The sequence below is a fragment of the Cupriavidus sp. KK10 genome (assembly GCF_018223725.1).
Lineage (GTDB): Bacteria > Pseudomonadota > Gammaproteobacteria > Burkholderiales > Burkholderiaceae > Cupriavidus > Cupriavidus necator.
In genome coordinates this window covers 3,375,025-3,400,920 of record NZ_CP073677.1, presented here as the reverse complement: position 1 = coordinate 3,400,920, position 25,896 = coordinate 3,375,025, and the positions used below count along the sequence as shown (strand labels likewise).

The window sequence follows — 25,896 nt, the reverse complement described above, 5'->3', positions numbered from 1 at the left end:
ATCGGATGGGCAAAGCGCTAGGCTAGCCAGGCAGCGCGCCTCTGTCTTGGCAAATCCGGCAATCGGCATGCTGAAAGCATTGGTAACACTCCCGCAGCGCCTCCGGGTCAACGGATGTGCGCTTGCCACGTAACATACTGATGGTCTGATCGAAAAAGGCGAGGAGGCGAGCATGAATCCGGCGCAGCATTCGAGACAACCCCGCCGTGGCGGGCTCGCCTCCTGGCGGGCCGCCGCGGCACTGGCACTGGCCGCATGCCTGGCCGCCTGCGCACAGGTGCCGGCCGAGGCCGGCGGCAGCACCGCCGCCACCGACCTGCGCTGGCTCAACACCGTCACCTACGGCGCTGACCAGGCCACCCTTGACGACCTGCGCAGGCTGGGCCGCAAGGGCTTCCTCGACCAGCAACTGACGCTGCCGCTGGCCGATCCACCCGAACTGGCAGCCGCCATCACAGCCTTGCCCAACCTGCAGGCCGACGCCGCCGCGCAGATCCAGGCCGCGCGCGACGCCCGCCAGCGCATCGACGCGCTGCCCGACGACGACAGCAAGCAGCAGGCCCGCCAGGTGCTGAACGCGCAGGGCCGCGAGATCGTGGCCGATGCCACGCGGCGCCACCTGCTGCGCGCGCTGTACTCGCCGGCGCAGCTGCGCGAGCAGATGACGTGGTTCTGGATGAACCATTTCAACGTCTACTCGGGCAAGGGCCAGGTCCGGCTGCTGCTGGCCGACTACGAGGAACGCGCCATCCGCCCGCACGCGCTCGGTCGCTTCCGCGACCTGCTGATGGCCAACGTGACCGCGCCGGCCATGCTGGTCTACCTCGACAATGCCCAGAGCAGCGCCAACCGCATCAACGAGAACTACGCGCGCGAGCTGATGGAGCTGCATACCATGGGCGTCTCCGGCGGCCCCAGCGGCTCCCGCTACACCCAGCAGGACGTGCAGGAGCTGGCGCGCGTGCTGACCGGCGTGGGCGTCAACCTGCGCGGCACGCCGCCGCCGCGGCTGCCGCCGGCGCGCGCGGGGCTGTATCGCAGTGAGGGCCTGTTCGAATTCAACCCCGCGCGCCACGACTTCGGCGCGAAGACGCTGCTGGGCCAGCGCATCGAGCCGGCCGGTTTCGACGAAGTGGCGCGAGCGGTGTCGATCCTGGCGCGCGAGCCGGCCACCGCGCGCTATATCAGCGCCAAGCTGGCGGCCTATTTCATCGCCGACAACCCGCCGCCGGCGCTGGTCGAGCGCATGGCGCAGACCTTCACGCGCACCGATGGCGATATCACCGCGGTGCTGCGCACCTTGTTCCTGGCGCCGGAACTGGACCGGCAACTGGCCGCGCCCACGCGCAAGTTCAAGGATCCGATGGTCTATGTGGTGTCGTCGATGCGGCTCGCCTATGAAGGCCGTCCCGTGGCCAACCTGCGCCCGGTGATGAACTGGCTGAACCAGCTTGGCGAGCCGCTCTACGGCCACGTGGCGCCGGACGGCTATCCGTCGTCGGAAAGCGCGTGGGCCAGCTCGGGCCAGATGGTGCGGCGCTTCGAGATCGCCCGCGCGATCGGCTCGGGGCCGGCGGGACTGTTTGCCGGCGATAGCGCGAGGCCGCGCGGCGCGCGCTTCCCGATGATCGGCAACAAGCTGTACTACGACACCATCGAAGCCACCCTTGGCCCCGCCACGCGCGCCGCGCTGGCCCAGGCCGAATCGCAGGCCGAATGGAATACCGTGCTGCTCGGTTCGCCCGAGTGGATGCAGCGCTGACAGGGAGCGGACCATGGAACGCCGACAATGGCTGAAAACGATGGGCGGCGCCACGCTGGGGCTGGCGCTGCCCGCCATCGCCTCGCGCGTCTATGCGCTGCCGGCGCAGGCCGATGCGCGCTTCCTGCTGGTGTTCCTGCGCGGCGGCTATGACGCCGCCAGCGTGCTGGTGCCGGCGGGCAGCGATTTCTACTATGCCGCGCGGCCCAATATCGCCATCCGGCGCCCGCCCGTGGCCGGTGCGGACGCTGACCCCAACGCGGCGGTGGCGTTGGCGCCGGCTTTTGCGGCCGACAGCACCGCGCGTGGCATCGGCGACTGGGCGCTGCACCCGGCATTGGCCGCGACGATGCTGCCGTTGTGGCAGCGCGGCCAGCTGGCCTTCGTGCCGTTCGCCGGCACGCACGACCTGTCGCGCAGCCACTTCGAGACCCAGGACGGGATCGAGGCCGGCTTGCCCGGCGAGGGCGAGGACCGCAAGGCCGTGGCCTCGCTGCGCGGCAGCGGCTTCCTGAACCGCCTGGCGCAGGCCATGGGCGGGCAGGCTGCGCCAGTGGCCTTCACCGACGGCCTGCCGATGGTGCTGTCCGGCCCGCGCGATGTGCCCAATGTCTCGCTCAAGGGCAGCGGCCGCACCCCGTTCGATGCGCGCCAGGCGAAGCTGCTGGCGCAGATGTACAGCGGAACCCGCTTTGAGTCGCTGATCGATGAAGGCTTCGAGTTACGCGAAACGGTGGCGCGCCAGGCGCAGCCGCAGCCCGGAATGTCGGGCAACGACGCCGGCACCATGGTCACGCGCATGCAGGAAATGCAGGCCGCCAACCGCCGCTCGCTCAGCGCGCGCGGTTTCGAGGTCGAGGCCCGGCGCATGGCCGGGCTGATGCGCGAGCGCTTCAACCTCGGCTTTATCGACGTAGGCGGCTGGGACACCCACGTCAACCAGGGCGGCGCGCAGGGGCAGCTGGCCGGCCTGCTCGACAACCTCGGCCGCGGCCTGTCTGCTTTCGCCGCCGAGATGGGTCCTGTATGGGACAAGACCACCGTGGTGGTGCTGTCCGAGTTCGGCCGCACCTTCCGCGAGAACGGCACGCGCGGCACCGACCACGGCCACGGCACGGTCTACTGGGCTGCGGGCGGCGCGGTGCGCGGCGGCCGCATTGCTGGCGAGCAGGTGGCGGTGGAACAGGCCACGCTCAACCAGAACCGCGACTGGCCGGTGCGCAATGAGTACCGGGCGGTGCTGGGCGGGGTCTTCCGCAAGTTGTACGGGCTGGATGACGCGCGGTTGGCGCAGGTGTTTCCGGGGGTCCGGGGGCGGGATATCGGGTTGGTGTAAATGGCGTGGCAACTGGATCCGATGTCAGTACAAGGGCCAGGTTTAAGGGAAAAGTGATGATCTAACGACGAGTTGGCTGATTGCACTTGCCTCCAATTTGGCATATGCTTTGGCATATGCTGAGGAGTTCCCGATGACCACGACAGATGAAATCCGCCATGTCAGGCTGTTTCGCAATGGCCGCAATCAGGCGATCCGGATTCCGCGCGAGTTCGAACTGCCGGGGGAGGAAGCCATTCTGCGCCGCGAAGGGAATCACCTCATCATCGAGCCGGTTGCTGCAATGCCATTGCGTTCCTTGCTGGCGCAATGGGAGCCTATCGACGTCGATTGGCCGACGATCGATAACCTGCCTGCCGAGGATGTCGACCTCTGATGTCCTTGTTCCTGCTCGATACGAACATCATTTCCGACGCGATTCGCAATACCCGCGGACCCTGTGCCGCTCGTATTGCCGCGCTCGAGCCTGACAGTCTGTGCACTTCCATCATTGTGGCGGCCGAACTCCGATTCGGAGCTGCCAAGAAAGGCTCTCCGGCGCTGAGCCAACGTGTCGGCCAGGCTTTGGCTGGCTTGCGTGTCTTGCCGCTGGGCGGCGATGCTGACGCTTGCTACGGCGAGTTGCGCGCAGGACTGGAACGCAGCGGACGGGTGATTGGCGCCAATGACATGCTGATCGCGGCGCACGCTCTATCGCTGGGTGCCGTGCTAGTGACCGACAATATCGGGGAGTTTTCTCACGTGGACGGATTGCGCTGCGAAAACTGGCTGAAGTAGGCCTTCAGGCCAGCGCATAGGCGCCAATCTCACGCTAGGCGGGAATAGCGAAATCGTCAGCCCGGCGCAGAATTGTTCGGGGTGCCGTTTGCCGGCGCAGGGGCATCGACTGGCGGCGAGGCGGGCGCAGGCGCCACTGGCGCATTGGCAGGCGCGGCCGGAACCGTGGGCGCGCTCGGATAAGCAGGCCGCACGGATGTGCCAGGCGGCGCCGTGGCTGCTGATGCTGCCGGCGTTTCCACTCCGCTTGCCGAAGTGGTGCCCATAGCAGAATCTGGCGGCACCGCAATCACCGTCTCCCCCCGGTCCAACGCCAGGCTGGAATCATCCGGGCCGACATCCCCCGCGGCAGACGACGCCGTGCCGGCCGGCGGCGCGACCTCGGCCTCCGGCGCGGGCAGCGCCGGACGGCGCGGTGCCGGGCGCGGCGCCGGGGTCTCGCTGGCCTTGTCGCGCGTGAACAGCTGGTTGAACCAGCCGCGCAGCTGCGTGCCCAGCGATGCGAACAGGCTGGTTTCTTCGTGCTCGGCAAAGCGCGCGCGGCCGTCGACGATGCGTGAGCGCAGCGCGCGCTGGTAGAAGTCGCCCACCATCGGCAGCGCGCTGTGCGCACCCTGGCCCCAGTAGTCGCTGCGCAGCGTGACGCGGCTGTCGTTGAAGCCGACCCAGGCGCCCGCCACCAGTTCCGGATGCATCAGAATGAACCAGCCGTCGGCGTTGTCCTGGGTGGTGCCGGTCTTGCCGGCCACGTCGGCGCGGATGCCGAAGCGCGAGCGGATGCTGGCGCCGGTGCCGCGGTCGATCACGTCGCGCATGACGTCGAGCAGGGTTTGCGTGGTGGCGGCGGGCAGCGCGTGCTCGGCGCGGGCCGGCCGGAATACCTGCAGCACATTGCCCTGTCGGTCTTCGATGCGCGTCACCATGGTGGGCGCGATGTAGTCGCCGGCGTTGGCGATGGTGCCGTAGGCGGCCACCATCTCCTTGAGCGTGACCGGGCTGGTGCCCAGCGCCAGCGACGGCACCAGGTCGAGCTGGCTGTCGCGCACGCCCATGTCGCGGGCCAGCCGCGCGACGCGGGACGGCCCCACTTCGTGCATGAGCTGGGCGGTGATGGTGTTGCGCGAATAGACCAGGCCGTCGCGCAGTGACATGGCGCGGCCGGTGGGGCGGCCTTCATCGGTGGGGCGCCAGACCTCGCCGCCGGCCAGTTCGATTTCCACCGGCTGGTCCATCAGCGTGTCGTCGGGGGTCTTGCCTTCTTCAAAGGCCGCGCCGTAGACAAAGGGCTTGAAGGTCGAGCCCGGCTGGCGGCGCGCCTGCTGCACGTGGTCGAACGCGTCCTGGGTGTAGTCGCGGCTGCCGACCCAGGCGCGGATCTCGCCGTTGCGCGGGTCGATGGCCAGGAAGCCGGCCTGGATGCGCGTCTTCTGCTGGTGCAGCGCGCGCATGAAGGCATTGTCGGACATCAGATGGCGCAGCGCCTCTTCCGGCGCGGTGCCGGCGGCGATGGCGGCACGGTACTCCGGGGTCTCGCGCACGAAGGCCTGCACCAGCGGCATGTTGGCGGCCCAGCCCGCGCGCGGCGCCCAGGCCGCGTTGGCGATAGCCTGCAGCCGGTTGCCCTGCTGCACCACGGCCTGCGTGGCCATGGCCTGCAGGCGGGCGTCGATGGTGGTATGCACCACCAGCCCATCGGCGTAGATGTCGTAGCCATTGCGGTCGGCCCAGCCGATCAGCCACTTGCGCAGTTGCTGCGCGAAGTGCGGCGCGGGGCCGGGCGGCTCGGTCTGGCGTTCGAAGTCGATGCGCAGCGGGCGCTTCTTCAGCTGCTCGTAGCGCGCCGCATCCAGCTTGCCGCGCTTGACCATCTGGCCCAGCACGATATTGCGCCGGTCCAGCGCGCGCTCGGGGTTGAGTACCGGGTTGTAGTAGCTGTTGCCCTTGAGCATGCCGATCAGCGTGGCGCTCTGCAGCACGTCCAGCGAGCGGGCCGGGCGGTCGAAGTACGTGCGCGCCGCCATCTCGATGCCGAACGCGTTGTACAGGAACGGCACGGTATTGAGATAGGTCTCGAGGATCTCGTCCTTGGTATAGAGCGCCTCGATCTTCAGCGCGGTGATGGCTTCCTTGAGCTTGCGCGTCAGCGTGGGCGCGCGGCCGATTTCATCGGGATACAGGTTGCGTGCCAGCTGCTGGGTGATGGTGGACCCGCCCTGGCGGTCGCCGGAAAAGGTATGCACCGCGGCCGAGGCCAGCCGGCGCCAGTCCAGCCCGTGGTGCTGGTAGAAGCGATGGTCTTCGGTGGCGATCAGCGCAGCCACCACATTGGGCGAGATTTGCGACAGCGGCACCCAGTCGCGGTTGGCCCACTTGAACACCGCCAGCTCCTTGCCGTCGGCGGACAGCACCTGCGCCGGCTGCTCGGACTTGGCCTTGCGGATATCGCTGATGCCCGGCGTGAACGGGATCAGGACCAGCACATAGAGCAGGAAGGCGGCCGGGATGGCGGCCAGGCCCACCAGCACGCCGCACCGCGTGGGGCGCAGTGACCCGGGCCGGGTCAGGCCGGCGCGTGCAAGGCGCGCGGCCATGCCTGACAGGCGTTGCTGGAGGGGGGCAGGCAATGAAGCCTGCAGCGAGGCGAGCAGCGGGGCAAGCCGGGTCTTGATCTCAGCCAGCCTCATGAGGCGAAGCGGTCGAGGCACAGGCACATGGCGGCACGGGGCACTGGCATTACCGTCGTCGGAAAAGCATGCATCGTACCAAAACGTTCCCCTTGGTTACAGGGAAAACCCCCATTTGCGGCTATCCGCCACTTCCTGCTGCAAAGCATGGGTCACAAAGGTTTCATATTGCGCCGCGACAATGCCGAGTCCGCAACTTGTGCGGACGATGCGCCGTTGCCGGGTTGCCCGGCTGGACCGGGTTGGCCTTGCCGACCCGGCCTGGGTCCGGCGCGGTGTCGTGCCTCAAACAGAACACAGAGAAATTACAGTGAAGAAAGCTTTCCTTGCAATGACGGCAGCAGCGGCTGCGTCGGCCGTATCCGGGGTGGCGTCGGCCCAGTCCGCGTCGAACGTTACGCTTTACGGCATCGTCGATGCCGGCGTCGAAGTGATCAGCCACGTGCCGGGCAGCAACGGCGCCCAGGGTACGGCAACGCGCCTGAACTCTGGCAACTTGTCCGGCTCGCGCTGGGGCCTGCGCGGCACCGAAGACCTGGGCGGCGACCTGAAGGGTATCTTCGTGCTGGAGAGCGGGTTCGACATCGATACCGGCACCTCGGGCCAGGGCAACCGCCTGTTCGGCCGCCAGGCCTACGTCGGCCTGCAGGGCGGCTGGGGCGCGGTCACGCTGGGCCGCCAGCAGAATTCGCTGTACGACCTGTTCGGCGCCTTCGACCCGATGGGCGTGGGCCCGCGCTACTCGCTGAACAGCGTTGACTCGGCCTTCAACGGCCGCGCCGACAACGCCATCAAGTACACCGGCAAGTTCGGCGGCCTGACCGCCACCGGCTTCTACAGCTTCGGCCGCGACAACAACGGCGAAGTCCCGGGCGAGCCCAAGGTCGCGCGCAACTTCGGCGGCGGCCTGTCGTACGCCGCAGGCGGCTTCTCGGTCGGCGCGGCTTACGACCAGTACCAGGGCGCCACCGTGGCGCTGCAGGACCGTGCCGCCAAGCGCGCCGCGGTGGGTACCGCCTATGCCTTCGGCGACGCCAAGGTGTTTGCCGGCTACCGCTGGCTGAAGGACGACGGCGTGTCGAGCGCCAGCGCCGCTTCGACCCGCAGCAACGTGTACTGGGCTGGCGCGCAGTACCGCTTCACGCCTGCCTTCCAGCTTACCGGCGCGGCCTACTACAACGACACCCGCAATAGCGATGCGGATCCGTGGATGTTCGTGCTGTCGGCGGACTACTCGCTGTCCAAGCGTACGGATGTGTACCTGAATGTTGGCTACTCGAAGAACAAGTCGGGTTCGGCGCTGGGCTTGAATGGGGTTGGTACGGTGGTGGCTGGTGAGAACCAGACTGGTGCTACCGTTGGCCTGCGTCATCGCTTCTGAGCGTAATCGCCTGATGCCCGCCTGGCAGGGGGTGATGCCTGCATGGGTGGGCGATTAACTGTCATATCGACACCTGCGGATTGCATTGCGGGGTTCGTTGGGCCGGTTGGTTTGATCGGCTCTTTTTTCTCTGGTCCTCGCCCTTGGTTGCGGGGTGTCTTTGTTGGCGATGACTACTGATACCCCGCCGCCCCAATAAACTGCCCAAACCTCTCACACCAGATCACCACCGCCCCATACCGCGCCGGATCCACGCCAGCCGGCAACGCCACGGTGAAGTTGCCAAAGGTCTTCAGCTCACCAACCTGCAGCGACCGGTCCTTGATCCGAAGGAAGGCCTCCTTGTTGTCGACAAACTCCGGCGCCAGGTAGATCCGATAATCCGGCCCCGGCGCAACGCTGCCTTCAAAGGCAAGCGCGTGCGGCGAAACATGGAGCTGGCCGCTGGCCCAGTGCAACGCGTCGCTCCCCGCCAGGTCTTTGCGGAAGGTGCCGGTGTAGCGCGACTGTTGTGCCACAATCTGCACTTGCTCGGCACTGGCCCCGGCCTGTTCCGTCAGGATCGGCAAGACATAGATGCCCGCACCAAAGCCCACGGCCAGCGCGGCAAGATGGGTCAGCACAAGGATGGCGGGCTTGCGGAGCGGGTTGGCCGGCATGTTTTTCTCCCGAAGGCATGAGGATGCGGGTAAGTCGATGCCGGGGCCGGATCCTGACAGATCTGTGGTGCCTTAGCACATTCGCAACGGTTTCACCAATCCAACACACGGAAGTGGTTATGATTTGGTAGTCGCCTTGTCGAGAAGCTGCCTATGACCCTCCACGTCACGATCCGCACCATCCGTACCGGCACGCTGCAATCCGCCCGCTATCAGGCGCGCGTCTATCTCACCACCGATGCCGAGGCTCTGCCGTTGCTTGCAACGGACTGGAGCGAGCGCGAGGCCGAAGCCTTCCGTACCGCGCAGTTCTGGGCGCAGCGCCACGCCTATGTGGTGTCTAATCCACGCGCCGGGACTTTCTACGGAGTTTCGTGCCGGCGCTGAAGCCGGCACGCGGTTGGCGCGGTGCCCCCGCATTGTGGCTGGCGGCCATCCTGGCCCTGGCCGGCTGCACCGCCGAAAACGTCGTCGGCTTCCTGTCGGGCGGTCGCGATGGCTTGTGGCGCAACGTGCAGCAGCGCTGCCTTGGCAATACTGCGGCGGCGCATCCCGATTGCGCGCAAGTGGACCGGTCCCAGGGACTGGTGCTCTACAAGGACGCGATCGGCAAGTCGCACTACCTGGTGATCCCGGCACGGACGGTGACCGGCATCGACGATGCCAAAGCCTGGGACGGCGCAGGCGCCAACCCCTGGGCCTTCGGCTGGGCCGCGCGCGGCATCGTTGGCCGCTCGCTTGGCAAGGCCGTGCCTGACGACATGCTGGGCCTGGCGATCAATTCCCGCGCCTCGCGCAGCCAGGACCAGCTGCATATCCATCTCGATTGCATCAGCGCGGCCGCGCGCGCCGTGGTCAATGGCGCGGCCGGGCCGATCGGCACCGGCTGGACTGCGCTGCGGCTCGAGGGCAAGCCGGTGCGCGCGATCTTTGTGCCGGCCGGCGCGCCGCGGCTGGCGGTCGACCCTTTCCAGCTTGTGCGTGACGGCACCAGGGGGAGCGCCGCCGCAGCGCCACCGGACCGTGGCATCTTTGTCACCTATGTGCAGGAACGGCAGGGCGGGGCAGGCTTTGTCGTGATCGACCAGCCCGTCGACACGGCGGCTGGCAGCAACGGCCACGCCAGCGATTTCCTGGACCGGCGCTGCAGGCTGGCCGAAGGCTTGTCGAGCGCGCCGGGCTGATCGGCGGCCAGCGCCGGGCCTCACTGCGCCCGGGTGCCCGAAGCCGCAGGCGTTTCAACGGGCTTCGCAGGCGTTTCAATGGGCTTCGCGGGCGTTCCGCTGGGCTTGGCGGGCGTCCCGCCGGGTGTCGCCAGCGCGTCCAGCGCCTTGGCCGCCGCCAGGTGCTGCGGGATCATCAGCCCTTCACGCGCCGTTGCCACGGCGATCTGTGCGCCCTGGGCGCTGCCGCGGGCGACAAAGTCGCGCCCGTGGCGGTAGACCAGCCGCGTCAGCTCGGCCACTTCGGTATCGGACAGGTCCGGCCCGGTCACCAGGATCGCCGCCGTGGCGATGGTGCGTACCGGCGTGTGCAGGCCGGGATAGGTGCCCGGCGCGATGGTGGCGCTGAAATAGCCCGCTTTCTGCCCAACCATCGCGGTGATGACCCGTTCATCCAGCGGCAGCAGCCGCAGCGGCATTTCGCCCAGCGCGTCGCGGATGCTGTCGGCCGGCACGCCGATCACCTGGATCACCGCGTCGACCTGGTTCTGGCGCAGCGCCACCAGCCCGGTGCTCAGCCCGACTTCCTCGGCCTTGAAGTCCTTGTCGGTCAGGCCGTGCGCTGCCAGCACGCGCAGCGCGGTCACGCGCGAGGCTGAGCCGCGCTCGCCCACGGCGATGCGCTTGCCGCGCAGCTCGGATACCGAGCGGGCGGGATCGGCGTCGCGCACCAGCACGTGCACGGGCTCGGGGTAGAGGCTGCCGATGGCGCGCAGCGAGGCTTGCGGGCCGTCGGCGGCAAACGCGCCCTTGCCCTCGTAGGCTTCCAGCGCCGCGTCGCCCTGCGCCAGCGCCACCGAGACCTTGCCGGCGCGCAGCAGCCGCAGGTTCTCTTCTCCGCCGTGCGTGACCAGTGGGATCGCGCGCACGCGCGCCCCGTCCACCAGCGCCTTCGCAAAGCGCAGGTACTGGCCGTGTTCGGCGCCGGCGGCAATGGCATAGCCCTCGTTGACCCGTGCCAGCCGCGCGCGGATGTTGGCGTGCGCGGTGGTCAGTTCCTGCTCGATCACGGCGCGCTGTGCCGGCGAGGCATCCTTCTGCACGGACTCGATCACCTTGCGCATCGCGTCCAGGATCGCCGCCGGGCCCCTTTGCGCATCGGCGGCGACGGCCGGGGCTTCCGCGGGGCGGTAGCCGGCCGGCAGCACGCCGACCCAGCGCTCGCCGTCGCGCCGGTACAGCGCCGTGCCATGCGCGCGGATGATGTCGCCGGCCTTGTTGCCGCCGCTGGTGATGCCGGTGATGCCGCGCGGGCCCGCGCCCAGTGCCGACACCAGCCCGGCCACGCCGGGCGAGTCCCACGCGCCGAAGTCGTAGTCGCGCAGCAGTTTCAGTTCCGCATCGAAATACACCACGCGGCGGGTCTCGCCGGCCGGGGCCTTGGTGTCGGCCTGCGAGCCGCGCCGGTCCAGGCCGGCCAGTTCCACCGTGCCCGGCGGCAGCGCCTGCGCCAGCCGCTCGTTGATGCCGGTGCGGATGCCGTCCGCGGGCGGGCCGCCGCCGCAGCCTGCCAGCCAGGCGCTGGCCAGCAAGGCAAAGAGAAGGGTGAGGAGGGCGCGGCGCATGTCAGCCTCCGATCAGCGGCAATGCCAGCAGCATGGTCAGCACGAAGGCGTTCATCAGGTCGACGAAGAACGCGCCGGCCAGCGGCGTGATCAGGTAGCTGGTGGGTGCCGGCCCGTAGCGGGACGTGATGGCGCGCATATTGGCCATGGCGGTGGCGGTCGATCCCATGTTGAAGCCGATAAAGGCGGCCGAGGTGACCGCGGCCTCGTAGTCGCGCCCCATGAAGCGGAAGCACACCAGCACCACATAGAGAATGATGAAGACCACCTGCATGGCGATGATCAGCAGGAAGGGGCCTGCGGACAGCGCCACCTCGGCCAGGTCCAGTGCCATCATGGTCATTACCAGGAACAGCGACAGGCAGACATTGGTGATCAGGTCGGTGGCGCGGTCGTCAAAGCGCAGCCCGATAAAGGGCAGCAGGTTGCGGATGGCGATGCCGAGCATCATGCACCACAGAAAGCCGGGGATGGTGATGGGGCCGGCGGGCATCTGCGCGGCGATCCAGCGCCCGCCGATCACCGCGGCCAGCATGCCGGCCAGCGCCGCCAGCGCACCGACGGTAGTGATGGGCGAGATGGCGGCGGCTTCTTCCTCGGTGTCGCCGGCCTCGCGCGCGGTCGAGCGCAGCTTGTAGTGCGAGATCAGGTATTGCGCCACCGGGCCGCCGATGATGCCGCCCACGATCAGGCCGATGGTGGCCACCGTCATCGACAGGTCCATCACCGCCTGCAGGTTGTTGACCTCGGCAAAGCGCTCGGCATAGGCGGCACCGGTGCCGTGGCCGCCCACCAGCGTGATCGATCCGCTCACCAGCCCGAAGATGGGATGCAGGTCCAGCGTCCGGGCCATGGCCACGCCTACCACGTTCTGCACCAAGATATAGGGCAGCAGGATGATCAGGAAGATCACCAGCGCCTTGCCGCCGCGCTTGAGCATGCGCAGGTCGGCGCAGAGCCCGACGCCGCCGAAGAACATCAGCAGCAGCACCGGCTTCATGCCGGGATCGATTACCACGCGGAAGTCCGCTGCCGCCAGCGCCACGGAGGCGAGGATCGCGAACAGCAGCCCGCCGGTGACAGGGTCGGGAATGTTGTAGCGCGCCAGCACGCCGACGCTGCGGTTGACCAGCGTGCCGATCAGCAGCACCACGACGGCAGTCAGCAGCGAACTCAGCAGGTCGAGGTTCATCGGGCCGTCCTGGCGGAGAGGGTTGCGGGGTAATGCCATCGGGCGCCGCTGGCCGTGCCGGGGGTGCACTGGCCGCCGGCAGTGCCTGACGGGGAGCATGCATCACTACGGGTTGTAGACGCGCGGGTGGAATAAGGCAAGGAAAGGATGGGACGGGGGCCGCCCCGGGCGTCGGCTCAGCGCGCCCGCAACGCGTCCACGATATTCATCCGCGCCGCGCGCACCGCCGGCAGGAAGCCGCCTGCCAGCCCCATCACCATCGAGAACGCCAGCGTCTGCAGCGCGATGGCCGGGGTCAGGATGAAGCGGAACGAAAGATCCGCGAAGGTCTGAAAGTTGGTGGTCGAGAACGAGGCGAACTGCATCAGCGCGGCGCATGCCAGCCCCGCGATACCGCCCACCAGCCCGAGCAGCGCGGCTTCGATCAGGAAGGCGGCCAGCACGTTGACGCGCTTGAAGCCCAGCGCGCGCAGCGTGCCGATCTCCGCAACGCGGTTGGCCACCGAGGCGTACATGGTGATCATGGCGCCGATCATCGCCGCGACCGAGAAGATGGTGGACAGCGTGAAGCCCAGGATATTGATAAAGCTGGACAGCGCCTTGGACTGGTCGCTGTAGAAGGCCTGCTCGCGCTTGGCCTCGTCCGCCAGCCGCGGGTCGACGTCGATATCGGCGCGAAAGCGGTCGAACAGCGCCGTATCCGCCAGCCGCACCACCATCGACGAATACGCATTGCGCCGGAACGACTGCATCAGCTGGTCCACGTCGCCCCAGATCTCGGAGTCGAAGCCGCTGCCGCCGGCGTCGAAGTGGCCGACCACGGTCCAGTCGCGCTGGGCAAAGCGCAGGTGCTCGCCGATCTGCACCCCGGCAAAGCCGCTGGCGATGCTGCTACCGACGATGATTTCGGACGAGCCCGGCCGGAACATGCGCCCGGCCACCAGCCGCACCTGCGGGCGCAGGTCCATGCCCGGCGGCGAGATGCCGCGGATCACCACGTTGGACGGCTGCCCGGTGCTGGTCTTGGTGAGCGAGATCAGCACCACCGCCTCGCGCGAGGCCAGCGGCCGGCCCGCGCCGCTCATGGCCACGGCCGGGTGCATCTCCATGATGCTGGCCTGGTCGCGGGCGACCGCGCTCTGGATCTCGGTCTCGGCACCCTTGCGGATCACTACCACGTTGTTCTGCTCGCCGGTGGTGACCAGGGTCTTCTTCAGGCCGGCGTCCAGCATCAGCATGGTGGCAAAAACAAAGACCACCAGCGCCAGCCCGCCCGCGGTCAGGGCGGTGGTCAGGCGCCTGGCCCACAGGTTGCGCGCGATATAGGTCAGCGGGATCGCCACGTCAGCCTCCGTGCGCTAGCCGATGGCCCGCAGGCCCTCGACGATGCGCACGCGCGCAGCCTGCACCGCCGGCACGATGCCGGCAAACACGCCCACTGCCAGCGCGCAGGCCGCCTGCAGCTGCATGGTCTGGGGCGACACGGTGAAGACCGGGAACACGCCGCCCACGGCCTGCTTGAAGGCGCTTGCCACCGGCGGCGTCGCCAGCATGCCGAGCGCGCCGCCGGCCACGCAGATCGCCAGCGACTCGCCGAACACCAGCAGCGCCAGGAAGCCGGGGCCGAAGCCCAGCGCCTTGAGCGTGGCGTATTCCACGGTGCGCTCGCGTGCGCTCATCGCCATGGCGTTGGCCATCACCGCCATGATGATCACGATCACCACGTAGGACACCACGCGGATCGCCGCGATGATCTGGTTGGACATGGCGACAAAGCCCAGCTGGAAGGCCTGCTCGGTCTCAGTCAGCGTTTCTGCCAGCGAATTGCGGAACACCGCATCGACATTGCGCGAGATCGCGGCGGTGTTGTCGGGGTTGTCCACGCCCAGCACAAAGACGCCGACCTGGTCGGCCTGGCGCGGGGTGCGCTTGCGCACGGTCTCGTTCAGGTATTCCCAGTGGAACACCATCTGGCGCGTGATAGTGCTCTCGTCGCGCCCCTCCATGATGCCGCGCACCACGAACTCCCAGGTGCCGGGGTAGATGGTACCCTTGATCGGGACCACGTCGCCGAGCTTGAAGCCGAACTGGTCGGCCAGCTGGCGCCCGACCAGCGCGCCCTTGCGGTCGCGCTGGTAGTCGGCGCGCTGCTGGTCGGGCACGATGAATTCCGGGTAGAGGTCGAGGTAGTTGTCAGATACCGCGAACTGCGCGAAGAAGTTCTTGGGATCACGATAGACGCCACCGAACCAGTTGGAGCGCGCCACCGAGGCCACGCCGTCGACGCCCTTGATGCGGCTTTCATAGCTCAGCGGCAGCGGAAACACCAGCGAGATCGCATTGCGCGTCACCAGACGCGCGCTGGACGCCGCAGACGCGCCCGCATACCAGGCGTCGATCACCGTCTGCAGCAGCCCGAACGCCAGCACCGCGATCACCAGCCCGAACACCGTCAGCGCGGTGCGCAACTTGTGCCGCAGTGCATTGCGGGTGATCAGCTTGAGTGCGTACATGACGATCTAGGCAATCTCGCCACGGATCAGCTCCCCCTTCTCCAGGTGCACCAGCGACCCCGCCGCTGCGGCGGCGTGCGCATCGTGCGTGACCATGATGATGGTCTTGCCGGCATCGGCATTGAGCCGCTGCATCATCGCCAGGATCTCGGCGGCGGAGGTGCGGTCGAGGTCGCCGGTGGGCTCGTCGGCGACGATCAGCGCGGGGTCGGTGATCAGCGCGCGCGCGATCGCCACGCGCTGCTGCTGGCCGCCCGACAGCTCCGACGGGTAGTGGCTCATGCGGTCGGCCAGATTGACCATGCCCAGCACCAGTTCCACGCGCGCGCGCCGCTCCGCGCGCGGCAGGCTGGTCAGCATCAGCGGCAGCTCCACGTTCTCGAACGCGGTCAGCACCGGCATCAGGTTGTAGAACTGGAAGATAAAGCCGACGTTGGCGGCGCGCCAGTCGGCCAGCTCGGCTTCCGGCAGCCGCGTGATGTCCAGCCCCGCCACGTGCAGCGTGCCGCTGTCGGGCCGGTCGATGCCGGCGATCAGGTTCAGCAGCGTGCTCTTGCCCGAGCCGGACGGCCCCATCAGCGCAACAAATTCGCCTTCGCCGATATCGAGCGAGATATCGGTCAGCACCGGCACGGTCTGCACGCCGCGCCGGTAGGATTTGGCGACGTGGCTGATCTGCACCAGCGGTGCTGCGCTCATGCGGTCCTCTCTACGGCTTGGCCACGGTGATGCGGTCGCCGTCGCCGAGATTGTCGGCCGGCGAAAGCACCAGCACGTCGCCGGGCTTGACGCCCTGCACGGCCACCAGTTCGCCCAGCTTGGCGCCGGTCTTGACCTGCACCTCATGCGCACGGCCGTCCTTCACAACATAGGCCAGCTCCCGGCCCTGGCGCGTGACCACGGCGGCGGGCTGCACCGCCACCACCGGCTGGCGGTCCTGCGCCGAGGCTGCGCGCGACAGGAAGGCGATCTTGGCGCTCATGTCCGGCAGCACGCGCGCATCGCGGTCGACAAAGCGCACCTTGACCAGCACGGTGGCCTTGGAGCGGTCCACCGTCGGCACGATGCGCGACACCTGCCCCGCCAGCCGCAATCCCGGCAGCGCATCCAGCAGCAGCTCGCACGGCTGGGCGGCGCGGATCTTGCCGATATTGGATTCGGCGACATCGGCTTCCACCTCCAGCGTCTCCATGTCGGCGATGGTCACGATCGCGCCCTTGGTGTCGGCGGCGGCGGAGAAGGGGGTGATGTTGTCGCCCACGTTGGCATGCTTGACCAGCACCACGCCATCGAAGGGCGCGCGCACCACGGTCTGCTCCACCGCGACCTCGGCCGCGCGGGCATTGGCCTGGGCCGAGGCGATCGACGCACGCGAACTGTTTACCGAGGCCCGCGCCTTGTCAAAGCGCGCCACGTCGGCGTCATACTGGGTGCGAGAGATGGCGTTCGGCACGATCAGGATCTTCGAGCGGCGCAGGTTCACCTCGGCGTCCTTCAGTTCGGCCTGCTGCAGTGCCAGGTTGGCCTGCGCCACCTGGACCTGTGCCTGCGCCTGCGCGAACGAGGCGGCGACGTCCTTGCTCTCCAGCCGTGCGATGATCTCGTCCTTCTTCACATGCGAGCCCTCCAGCACGCCCAGCCATTCCAGCCGGCCCTGCGCCTTGGACGCGACCGCCGCCTTGCGCTGCGGCACGACATAGCCGGTGGCATTGAGCACGGTGAAATTCTGCGTGGGATATGCGGAGGTGACGGTGACGGTCTGCACCGCCCGCGGCCCGGCCAGCTTCATGGCGATGCCGGCCAGGGCCAGCACGGCCAGCGTGATCACTGCGTAGCGCAGCCACCTGCGCCGGGGGCGGATGCTGGCGCCGGCCGCGGCGGCGCCGCGGTCGATTTTCAGCCTGGACAGATCATGGTCAGCCACTGCGCGCTTCCTCTCGCTGTGATGGGCGGGGCTCCCAGTATAGCGGCGAGTGAAAGGGTGTCCATGGTCAGCGAGCGGGAGTAGAACCACTTGTTTGCTCCCTCTCCCGCTTGCGGGAGAGGGCTAGGGTGAGGGCCGGAGCATCCACGGAGTACAGCCGGTGGTTTGCCAGCGCCTTCCCCCACCCTCTGCCCCTCTCCCGCAGGCGGGAGAGGGGAGCAAACCGGCTGCGCAATCAACGTTGTCAGCTAGTGACTGGTCTCCACCGCCAGCTTCAGCTTCGCCAGCGCGAAATCCCATTGCCGCCCGATCGCTTCCAGCGACCGGCGCGCGGCTTCGACCTGGCCGGGCTCGAACTGCCACAGGCGCTCGCGGCCGGCGCGGCTGTCGCGCACCAGCCCGGCCTGCGCCAGCACCTGCAGGTGCTTGGTGACCGCCTGGCGCGTCATGGCGCTGCCCGCGGTCAGCTGCGCGATCGACATCGTGCCGCCCGCGCACAGCGCTGCCACCAGCCGCAGCCGGGTTTCGTCGCCAAGCGCGGCGAAGACGGTCGCGGCATCGCGCAGTTCCAGCGCGGGGGAGGTTTCAGGCTGCGCCGCTGACATGCTTCCGGACATTTTCCATTTGCCCGTCCCAGCCGCCGCTGTTCATGCGGAAGGCCTCCATGCGGCGTTCGGGCGGGATCTGGTCGAAGCCGGATTCGACCACGGTCAGCAGCGTGCCGCCTTCGGCTTCCTTCAGCTCGAACACCACCATCGTGGGCGGTTCGGCCGAATAGTCGCGGCCGCGCTCCATTGGCGCCGGATGCCAGCGCCAGGACAACAGCCGGGGCGGCTCCATGCGTTCGACCTCTACGTCGAACTTCAGGTATTCATAGCCGGGATAGGTGATGCTGCCCACGGCCCGCTGACCGGGTGCGAAGGTCACGCCGTCGAATTTCACGCCAAACCAGCTGCCGAAGGTGTCGGCGTCGGCCAGCGCGTGCCAGACGCGTTCGATGGGGGCGGCCAGCAGGACGCTGCGCTCGATGCGGTCGGTGGATGAAGCCATGTCCGGTCTCCTTGTTCACGCATGAATAGGCAACTTCGTGGTGGCATGTTAGGAGACCGGACGGGGAAATGCAACCAAAAGGTTGCGAATGACCGCGGTATGCTCAGAGGTCCAGCACCAGCCGCTGGCCCTTGCAGCGCGACACGCACAGCATCATCGTCTTCTGCGCGGCCTTTTCGGCATCCGACAGGTACTGGTCGCGGTGATCGGCCTGCCCTTCGACGATGGCGGTCTCGCAGGAGCCGCAGATGCCTTCGCGGCACATGCAGTCCACCTTGATACCCGCCTTCTCGATGGCGCGCAGCAGCGGTTCGTCGGCGCCGACCTGCAGCGTCAGCCCGCTCTTCTGCAGCACGGCCTCGAAGGCGCCGCCGGTGGCGTCGACCTCGTTGCGGAACTGCTCGAAGTGGATGCGCCCCGCGTCCCAGCCCGCGGCGCGCGCGGCGTTGACCACGGCGTCGTTCAGCGGCACCGGGCCGCAGACATAGACGTGCGTGTCGGCAGGCTGCGCGGCGATCAGCGCGGCGAGGTCGAGCATGGTGCCGCTGTCGCTCTCGTACAGGTGAAGCTGGCCGAGCTGCAGCGTGGCGGGCAGCACGTCCAGGAAGGCGGCGGACTGGGCGTTGCGGAAGCAGTAGTGCAGTTCGAACGCCGCGCCGCGCGCGGCCAGCGCCTGGATATGCGTCATGAAGGGCGTGATGCCGATGCCGCCGGCGATCAGCAGGTGGCGGCGGGCGCCGTGGTCCAGGCTGAACAGGTTGCCGGGAGCGCCGATATGCAGTTCGTCGCCTTCGCTGACCTGCTCGTGCATATAGCGCGAGCCGCCGCGCGAAGCCTCTTCCAGCCGCACCGCGATCTGGTAGTGGCCGGGCTCGCCCAGCGTGCTGGTCAGCGAATAGGCGTTGCGCAGCCGGCCGCCGTCCATATGGACGACCACGTGGCTGCCGCTGTCGAAGGCGGGCAGCGCGCCGCCTTCGCAGGGTTGCAGGGTGAAGCGCTTGATGCCGGCGGCCAGCGGCTCGACGCGGCCGACGCGCACGCGGAGCGTGTCAGTCATGGCGGTACCTCGGAATTCAGGAAAAGCAGGGAAATCGGGAAGGGGGTCAGGCCGGCACCGGGCCGGCCTGCCGGAGCCGTCAGGTGATCACCGTCAGCTTGGCAGCGATCCACACCACCAGCCCGCCGACGATCAGCGCCACGTAGGGCAGCGCGCCAGCGCGCGCATTGGGCAGCTCCATGTCGCGGCGCATCGACTCGGGGAAGCGGCCCTTGTCCTGGATGTAGTGGCGGTAGACGAACACCGGCACGATCAGCAGCGCGGCGATCAGGCCGTTGCGCAGTGTGTGCTCGCCCTGGAAGTTGGCGCCGGCACCGACGAATGCCAGGTCGAAGAAGCCGAAGAACGCGCCCAGTGCCAGCAGCCAGTTCTTGCACTTGTAGGGCCGGGCCCAGTCCGGGCGGTCCATGCGGTGGATCCAGCCCGACTGCAGGTTCAGGAACACGAAGATCATGTAGCAGACGTTGCTGATCGACAGCACCGCCATGTAGTTCGACATCAGCAGCAGGAATAGGTTGAACATCAGGTCCGTCCACATGGCGCGCGTGGGCGAGCCGTGCTCGTTCACGTGCGAGAGGTAGCGCGGCAGCCAGCCGTCGAGCGAGGCCTGGTACAGCGTGCGCGACGAACCCATCATCGAGGTCATCACGATCAGCAGGATCGCCAGCACCAGCATCACCACGATCACGTTGAACACCACCGCGCCGCCGCCGACGAACCTGGCCATGGCCGCGCCCACGCCGGAGCCGTCGACGATGGCCGGTTCCAGCATGCCCGACAGGCCCAGCGAGCCCTGGAAGGCGATCGGCACCGCAATGAACATGAACAGGCACAGCACGCCGGACCAGAAGATCGCCTTGAAGGTGTCCTTCAGCGGATCCTTGAACTCACGCGTGTAGCACACTGCGGTCTCGAAGCCGAAGGTCGACCAGCAGGCCAGGAACATGGCGCCCATGGCGGTGCTGATGCCGGCGGCGTTCCAGCCGCCCAGCACCGGCGCGCCGGCCGCGTCATGGGTCAGCGGCAGCAGCGGCAGGAAGCTGGTGGACGGCATGTCGCCGGTGAACATCGGCACCAGCGCGATCAGCACCAGCGGCGTCAGCGAGGCAATGCCCAGGATGCGCTGCGTGGTGGCCGCGGCCGAGGCGCCGCTGTGCTGCAGCTTGAAGGTGATCAGCAGAAAGGCGGTGGCCAGGATGAAGATGGAGTTCACCCGCAGCGTCAGGCCCTTGCTGACAACGCCCAGGTCCAGCAGCGTCAGCTGCCAGGTGTTGATGACCGAGTCGGGCGGGAACAGCGCGCTCAGCATGTAGCCGGCGGCGAGGCTGGTGCCCAGCGCCAGCATCGGCGACCAGGCTACCCAGTTGCACCACACCGAGACCGGTGCGACGAACTTGCTGTAGCGCACCCAGCCGAGCGCGCCGTACACCGAGGCGCCGCCGGACTTGTGCGGATACAGGCCCGAGATCTCCGCATAGACGAAGCACTGCACAAAGCCGACCAGGATGGCGAGGATCCAGATCACCCAGGCCGGGTTGCCGATGGTGGCGGACACGCCGCCGATGGTGAAGAGCACGCCCGCGGGCACGCCGCTGGTGACCCAGAAGGCATCCTTCCAGGTCAGGGTGCGCTGCAGTTCATGCGATTGGGTTTGCTGCTGTGGTTGGGCGGGGGCGAGCGGCGCCTGCGCGCCGATCGACAGCACGTCTTTCTGTGAATACACGATGTCTCCTTGCTTCCCGGGTTGCCGTTTATCTGGAGCTGCGCTCCGTCACGGTCTGCCGTCTGCGGTCTGGGTGGGTACGTTGCGGTACTGCCTGCCGGGGTTACGACGGTCGGGAATGTCTGGCGGGGATTCTGGGGGCGTTTCTCATCCTTGTCTCCTGTTGTCATCCCGGGTTGCCATGCGGCCCGTTACGGGGTCTCAGGCTTTCCGGTATCTCGTCGATTCACCATTAGTTAATTATGTTACCAATGGTGTTTTGAGGTGAGTATAGAAACGGCTGGGAGCCAAGGCAACGGAAGATTTGTATCGCGTTGCAAAGCGTCCCGGCCGCCTCTTCCTTACTGCTGCGCTGGCTGTCCCGGGCGCGGCCCGCCCAGCGTTTCCACCACCGCATGCCCTGCCCGCCGGTTGCGCCACCAGCCCACCAGCGTCAGCCCCAGCCAGAAGCACTGGGTCAGGAACGAGGCCAGGTTGAAGGCGCCGGTCAGCGAGACCAGGATGCAGCTCGGCCCGATCACGTTGAGGACGACGGCCAGCCTGCCGGTCGGGGATTTGTGCAGGACCTGCACGGCAAAATGCGCGGCAACGTAGGCGGCAACGCCGACAAGTCCGGTCGCGTCGGTAAGACCCAGGGAGGCCATGGTGGTAGGAAGCGGTAAAACAGCGGTTGAAGATTGCCGTCAGAACGTCTTGGTCAGCGAGACCAGGAACGTGCTTTTCAGCGGGTTGGAAACGGAAGGGTTGCCGGACGAATCCAGCGCCCCGGTGGTGTACTTGTCGTAGACGTCGGTGCGCCCCCAGCCGCGGGTATAGGCGCCGGTCACGGTCCAGCCGCCCTCGAAGGCCTTGGACAATGCCACGCGCACGTCGCGGAAGCTGTAGGCGGAAAAGTTGCGCACGCGCTCCTGGCCGTAGTGCAGCAGCAGCGAGACGCCGTGGCCCAGGTCGAAGGTGCCGTTGATATCCAGGTAGCCCGAGCCGCGGCTGTGCAGGTCGTTGCCGGCGAGCAGCGAGGCGCTGTTGTAGCCAAAGTAGTCGGGCGTATAGGTCAGCCAGTACTTGACGTTGAACCACTTGTACGTCAGCGACGCGACGGCCTCGCCGTAGTTGTACCTGGTCTGCGCGTACTGCAGCTTCGCGCCCGGGTACAGGTAGTAGTAGACCTGCCCGGCATAGGTGAAATCGCCGACGGTGCCGGTGTAGCCGGCATACAGATCCCATTCGACGGTGCCGCCCTCGATGAACTTGTCGCTGATGCTCGACATCCACGTACCCGCGGAGAAGCCGCTGGGGTGGGCGTAGTCGATGCCGCCCTGCACCGCAGGCTTGCCCCAGGTCTGGCGGAAACCGCGCGATACGTATTGCGATGTCAGCGTCAGGTTGACGCTCAGCGGCGCGGGCGATGCGGCCTCGGCCGGCGGCACGGTAGCCGTGACCTGCGGCACCGGCGCCACGGCCAGCGTGGTTTCGGCCCCGGCACTCGTCTGCGCCTGCGCGGTCAGCGCCTGGCACAGCAGCAGGGGCAGGGCGCCTTGCAGGGCCCGTCTTGAAGCAAAGCATTTGCGCAGCATGGAAGTCTCCTCCTTGCAGCCGGTCTGCGTTTGTTCTGGGTAGCCGGCTTCGTGGTGTGGGTGCGCGGCGCCCGACCGGACGCACGCTGCCCGCCGGGGACCGAAGTCCCGGCAGCACATGCGTCGGTCAGGGGTTCTGGCGGGAAGCCCGCGCCGCTCCGCCTGGTCAGGCGGGCATCGGCATCGGCATTCGCGCAGTGGTGGCTGGCGGATGCCGCACCGCGTCTGCCTGCGACCCGCCGCGCGCGGTGGCGGCCTTGTAGTAAGGCGCCGTCGAGCGTTGCAGCGGTGCGCGTCCGCGGATCACGTCGGCCAGCTTCTCGGCCATCATGATGGTGGGTGCGTTCAGGTTGCCGGTGATGATCTTCGGCATGATCGAGGCATCGACCACGCGCAGACCCGACAGCCCGTGCACGCGGCCCTGGTTGTCGACCACCGCCATCGGGTCGGAGGCGTCGCCCATCTTGCAGGTGCAGGACGGGTGCAGCGCGGTCTCGGCATGCTCGCGCACGAAGGCGTCGATCTCGGCATCGCTCTGCACCATCATGCCGGGCTTGATCTCGCGGCCGCGGAACTGGTCCAGCGCCTGCTGGCCGATGATCTCGCGCGTCAGGCGCACTGCGGCGCGGAACTCGCGCCAGTCGACGTCATGCGCCATGTAGTTGAACAGCAGCCGCGGCTTCACGCGCGGGTCGCGGCTGGCCAGCTTGACAAAGCCGGTGCTGGGCGAGCGCATCGAGCCCACATGGCACTGGAAGCCATGCGACTGCACCGGGTTGCTGCCGTCGTAGTTCATCGCCAGCGGGATGAAGTGGTACTGCAGGTTGGGCCAGGCAAAGTCATCGCTGCTGCGGATAAAGCCGCCCGCCTCGAAGTGGTTGGAGGCCGCGGTGCCGGTGCCGCGCAGATACCATTCGATGCCGATCGCGGGCTTGTTCCACCACTTCAGCGCCGGGTACAGCGATACGGGTTTGGTGCATTCGTACTGCAGGTACATCTCGAGGTGGTCCTGCAGGTTCTCGCCGACGCCCTTCAGGTCTGCCACCGACTCGATGCCAAATGCGCGCAGCTCGTCCGCATTGCCCACGCCGGAGCGCAGCAGCAGTTGCGGCGAGGCGATCGCGCCATTGCTGACGATCACTTCGCGGCGCGCACAGGCTTCACGCACGTGGTCGCCCTGGACGTATGAGATGCCAGTGGCGCGCTGACCTGAGAACAGGATGCGGTCCGCCAGCGCACGCGTATGCACGGTCAGGTTGGGCCGGTCTTTCGCCTGGTCCAGGTAGGCCAGCGAGGTGCTGCAGCGGCGCCCGCGCGCGGTGGTGGTGCGGTCCATCGGACCGAAACCTTCCTGGCGATAGCCGTTCAGGTCCTGGGTCTGGCCATAGCCGGCCTGCTCGCCGGCCTTGATAAAGGCGCGGAACAGCGGGCTGATATCGGGCCTGGGCGTGGTCACGTGCAGCGGGCCGTTGCCGCCATGGTAGTCGTTGGCGCCCTTGTCGTAGGTCTCGGCCTTGCGGAAGTAGGGCAGGCAGTCGGCGTAGCTCCAGTTCTCCAGCGACTTGTTCTCTGCCCAGCCGTCGTAGTCCATGGCGTTGCCGCGGATATAGACCATGCCGTTGATCAGCGACGAACCGCCCAGCCCCTTGCCGCGGCCCTGCGTCATGCGTCGGTTGTTCATATGCGGCTCGGGCTCGGTCACATAGGCCCAGTTATAAGTCGTGCCCTGCAGCGGATACGCCAGCGCAGCCGGCATCTGGGTGCGCCAGTCCAGGCGCCAGTCCGGGCCGCCAGCTTCCAGCAGCAGCACCGAGACATCGGCATCCTCGGTCAGCCGCGCGGCCAGCACGCAGCCGGCCGAGCCCGCGCCGACGATGATGTAGTCGTACTCATGGATTGCCTGCATGGTGCAATCTCCTTGTTTGCGTGACGCCGTGCGTGGCAGCCCGGGGGTGGGTCCGCCGCGCACGCGATTACGAAGTCAGCTGCGCTCAGGCGCCAAACCAGCCCATCGCCTTGGGGGCCAGGTTGATATAGCTGTGCTTGAGTTCGGTGTACTCGTCCAGGCCGACGCGGGCCAGTTCGCGGCCGATGCCGCTCGCCTTGTAGCCGCCCCACGGCGCTTCCGGGAAGTACGGGTGGTAGTCGTTGACCCACACCGTGCCGAAGCGCAGGCCGCGCGACATCCGATTCGCCTTGTCCAGGTCGCGGGTCCAGACCGCGCCGGCCAGGCCGTACGGGGTGTCGTTGGCAGCACGCAGCACTTCCTCCTCGGAGCGGAAGCGCTCGGCCGTGATCACCGGCCCGAAAATTTCCTCCTTCGCAATCTTCATGTCGGCCGTCACGTCGGCCAGTAGCGTCGGTTCCAGCCAGTAGCCCTTCTTGAATACGTCGCCCGCCGGGCGCTTGCCGCCGTGGACCAGGCGTGCGCCCTCGGCGATGCCGGCCTGCACCATGCCCAGGATCTTCTCGTGCTGTTGCGCCGACTGCACCGGGCCCATCTGGGTCTCGCCGTGGAAGCCGTTGCCGATCACGATGCGCGGCAGGCGCTCGGCCAGCCGGCTGATGAATGCATCATAGATGCTGTCCTCGATCATCAGGCGCGAGCCGGCGGAGCAGACCTGCCCGGCGTGGAAAAACGCGGCGTTGAGCGCGTAATCGACCGCGGCGTCCAGGTCGGCATCGGCAAACACGATGTTCGGGTTCTTGCCGCCCAGCTCTAGACCGATGCGCTTGAAGTTGCCGGTGGCGGCCTTCATGATGCTTTCTCCGGCGTAGGCGCCGCCGGTGAAGGACACCAGGTCCACGTCCAGGCTCTCGGCCAGCTCGGCGCCCACTTCGGCGCCACCGGTCACCAGGTTGAACACGCCCGGCGGCAGGTCCAGCTCGGCCACCAGTTGCGTGAAGTGGTGCGTGGTCAGCGGCGTCAGGTTGCTGGGCTTGATCACCACGGTATTGCCGGCGCCCAGCGCGGGCGCGATCTTCCACGCCGCCTGCAGCAGGGGGTAATTCCACGGCGTGATCAGGCCGCATACGCCGACCGGCTCGCGCAGGGTGCGGCTGATCACATGGTGCGGCGCTTCGTTGACGGCGCCCGACTCGGATGCGACCAGCCCCGCGAAGTAGCGGAACGTGGCGGCGATATCGCCCATGTCGGTGCGGCTCTCGGTCAGCGTCTTGCCGGTATTGAGCGACTCCAGGTGGGCGAGCTTCTCTGCGTCGCGGTCGATCAGTTCGGCGATCTTGTTCAGCAGTTTGGCGCGGTCACGGATCGTCGTCTGGCGCCACGGGCCGTCGAAGGCCTTGCGCGCAGCGGCGATGGCCAGGCGCGCGTCGGCGCGGGTGGCTTCGGCGGCCTGGGCGATCACGGACTCGTCGGCCGGGCTCAGGATGGCGCGCGTGCCTTGGTCGATGGGCGACTGCCACTGGCCGTCGATATAGAGCTGGGTCTGGATCATTGCTGCGGTTCCGGTTCG

General features: G+C 67.7%; 23 protein-coding genes. 7 read left to right on the top strand and 16 right to left on the bottom strand.

Annotated elements, in window-relative coordinates; translation table 11 throughout:
• Nucleotides 1-172: 172 nt before the first annotated feature.
• The 4 genes from KB879_RS15975 to KB879_RS15960 all read left to right on the top strand — a co-directional run bounded on the left by KB879_RS15975 (nucleotide 173) and on the right by KB879_RS15960 (nucleotide 3,875).
• On the top strand, nucleotides 173-1,762 hold the full coding sequence (locus tag KB879_RS15975; protein ID WP_211979400.1) for a DUF1800 domain-containing protein: 1,590 nt from the start codon (nucleotides 173-175) through the stop codon (nucleotides 1,760-1,762).
• 13 nt (nucleotides 1,763-1,775) lie between these two features.
• Entirely contained in the window at nucleotides 1,776-3,098 is a 1,323-nt protein-coding gene (locus tag KB879_RS15970) for a DUF1501 domain-containing protein (RefSeq protein WP_211979399.1), read from the top strand.
• Nucleotides 3,099-3,231: 133 nt separating this feature from the next.
• Nucleotides 3,232-3,474 (top strand): antitoxin, encoded by a 243-nt coding sequence (locus tag KB879_RS15965; RefSeq protein ID WP_013953739.1) that lies wholly within the window; start codon nucleotides 3,232-3,234, stop codon nucleotides 3,472-3,474.
• Entirely contained in the window at nucleotides 3,474-3,875 is a 402-nt protein-coding gene (locus KB879_RS15960; RefSeq protein ID WP_211979398.1) for a type II toxin-antitoxin system VapC family toxin, read from the top strand. The genes KB879_RS15965 and KB879_RS15960 overlap by 1 nt, the downstream gene beginning before the upstream one ends.
• 56 nt (nucleotides 3,876-3,931) lie before the next feature.
• Here the strand turns inward: KB879_RS15960 and KB879_RS15955 are convergent, their stop codons facing one another.
• Nucleotides 3,932-6,559, bottom strand: a complete 2,628-nt coding sequence (locus KB879_RS15955; RefSeq protein ID WP_211979397.1) for a penicillin-binding protein 1A — start codon at nucleotides 6,557-6,559, stop codon at nucleotides 3,932-3,934.
• A gap of 310 nt (nucleotides 6,560-6,869) precedes the next feature.
• On the opposite strand from KB879_RS15955, the gene KB879_RS15950 reads away from it, so the two are divergent.
• Complete coding sequence (locus KB879_RS15950; RefSeq protein ID WP_211979396.1) at nucleotides 6,870-7,940, top strand: porin; 1,071 nt, start codon at nucleotides 6,870-6,872, stop codon at nucleotides 7,938-7,940.
• Between the two features lie 173 nt (nucleotides 7,941-8,113).
• Here the strand turns inward: KB879_RS15950 and KB879_RS15945 are convergent, their stop codons facing one another.
• On the bottom strand, nucleotides 8,114-8,599 hold the full coding sequence (locus KB879_RS15945; RefSeq protein WP_013953735.1) for a DM13 domain-containing protein: 486 nt from the start codon (nucleotides 8,597-8,599) through the stop codon (nucleotides 8,114-8,116).
• A 153-nt stretch (nucleotides 8,600-8,752) separates the two neighbouring features.
• Here KB879_RS15945 and KB879_RS15940 point away from each other — a divergent pair, with 153 nt between their 5' ends.
• Together KB879_RS15940 and KB879_RS15935 are read left to right on the top strand one after the other, a co-directional pair.
• On the top strand, nucleotides 8,753-8,986 hold the full coding sequence (locus KB879_RS15940) for a hypothetical protein (protein WP_010810991.1): 234 nt from the start codon (nucleotides 8,753-8,755) through the stop codon (nucleotides 8,984-8,986).
• Complete coding sequence (locus tag KB879_RS15935) at nucleotides 8,974-9,783, top strand: CDP-diacylglycerol diphosphatase (protein WP_013953734.1); 810 nt, start codon at nucleotides 8,974-8,976, stop codon at nucleotides 9,781-9,783. The genes KB879_RS15940 and KB879_RS15935 overlap by 13 nt, the downstream gene beginning before the upstream one ends.
• 20 nt (nucleotides 9,784-9,803) lie before the next feature.
• On the opposite strand, the gene KB879_RS15930 is transcribed toward KB879_RS15935, so the two are convergent.
• From KB879_RS15930 to KB879_RS15865, 14 genes are all read right to left on the bottom strand, one after another.
• Nucleotides 9,804-11,387 carry a TAXI family TRAP transporter solute-binding subunit gene (locus KB879_RS15930; protein WP_211979395.1) on the bottom strand — a complete coding sequence of 528 codons (1,584 nt, stop codon included), beginning with the start codon at nucleotides 11,385-11,387 and terminating at the stop codon, nucleotides 9,804-9,806.
• A gap of 1 nt (nucleotide 11,388) precedes the next feature.
• Nucleotides 11,389-12,579 carry a sodium/glutamate symporter gene (gene gltS, locus KB879_RS15925; protein ID WP_013953732.1) on the bottom strand — a complete coding sequence of 397 codons (1,191 nt, stop codon included), beginning with the start codon at nucleotides 12,577-12,579 and terminating at the stop codon, nucleotides 11,389-11,391.
• A gap of 176 nt (nucleotides 12,580-12,755) precedes the next feature.
• Complete coding sequence (locus tag KB879_RS15920) at nucleotides 12,756-13,922, bottom strand: ABC transporter permease (RefSeq protein WP_211979394.1); 1,167 nt, start codon at nucleotides 13,920-13,922, stop codon at nucleotides 12,756-12,758.
• A gap of 15 nt (nucleotides 13,923-13,937) precedes the next feature.
• Nucleotides 13,938-15,092 (bottom strand): ABC transporter permease, encoded by a 1,155-nt coding sequence (locus tag KB879_RS15915; protein WP_013953730.1) that lies wholly within the window; start codon nucleotides 15,090-15,092, stop codon nucleotides 13,938-13,940.
• Between the two features lie 6 nt (nucleotides 15,093-15,098).
• Complete coding sequence (locus tag KB879_RS15910) at nucleotides 15,099-15,791, bottom strand: ABC transporter ATP-binding protein (protein WP_013953729.1); 693 nt, start codon at nucleotides 15,789-15,791, stop codon at nucleotides 15,099-15,101.
• Nucleotides 15,792-15,801: 10 nt separating this feature from the next.
• A complete protein-coding gene (locus KB879_RS15905) occupies nucleotides 15,802-17,016 on the bottom strand; it encodes an efflux RND transporter periplasmic adaptor subunit (protein ID WP_041228712.1) in 1,215 nt (404 codons plus the stop codon).
• A gap of 248 nt (nucleotides 17,017-17,264) precedes the next feature.
• Entirely contained in the window at nucleotides 17,265-17,621 is a 357-nt protein-coding gene (locus tag KB879_RS15900; protein ID WP_013953727.1) for a helix-turn-helix transcriptional regulator, read from the bottom strand.
• Nucleotides 17,602-18,066 (bottom strand): SRPBCC family protein, encoded by a 465-nt coding sequence (locus KB879_RS15895; RefSeq protein WP_211979393.1) that lies wholly within the window; start codon nucleotides 18,064-18,066, stop codon nucleotides 17,602-17,604. Before KB879_RS15895 ends, KB879_RS15900 begins: the two co-directional genes overlap by 20 nt.
• Before the next feature lie 103 nt (nucleotides 18,067-18,169).
• Entirely contained in the window at nucleotides 18,170-19,123 is a 954-nt protein-coding gene (locus KB879_RS15890; RefSeq protein ID WP_211979392.1) for a PDR/VanB family oxidoreductase, read from the bottom strand.
• A 79-nt stretch (nucleotides 19,124-19,202) separates the two neighbouring features.
• On the bottom strand, nucleotides 19,203-20,825 hold the full coding sequence (locus KB879_RS15885; protein WP_371827417.1) for an APC family permease: 1,623 nt from the start codon (nucleotides 20,823-20,825) through the stop codon (nucleotides 19,203-19,205).
• Between the two features lie 362 nt (nucleotides 20,826-21,187).
• Nucleotides 21,188-21,490 carry a hypothetical protein gene (locus KB879_RS15880; RefSeq protein ID WP_013953723.1) on the bottom strand — a complete coding sequence of 101 codons (303 nt, stop codon included), beginning with the start codon at nucleotides 21,488-21,490 and terminating at the stop codon, nucleotides 21,188-21,190.
• Between the two features lie 39 nt (nucleotides 21,491-21,529).
• Complete coding sequence (locus KB879_RS15875; RefSeq protein WP_211979391.1) at nucleotides 21,530-22,420, bottom strand: TorF family putative porin; 891 nt, start codon at nucleotides 22,418-22,420, stop codon at nucleotides 21,530-21,532.
• Nucleotides 22,421-22,586: 166 nt separating this feature from the next.
• Nucleotides 22,587-24,326, bottom strand: coding sequence for a choline dehydrogenase (gene betA, locus KB879_RS15870; RefSeq protein WP_211979390.1), 1,740 nt, complete (start codon nucleotides 24,324-24,326; stop codon nucleotides 22,587-22,589).
• A gap of 85 nt (nucleotides 24,327-24,411) precedes the next feature.
• Entirely contained in the window at nucleotides 24,412-25,878 is a 1,467-nt protein-coding gene (locus KB879_RS15865; protein ID WP_153953319.1) for an aldehyde dehydrogenase family protein, read from the bottom strand.
• Nucleotides 25,879-25,896 lie beyond the last annotated feature (18 nt).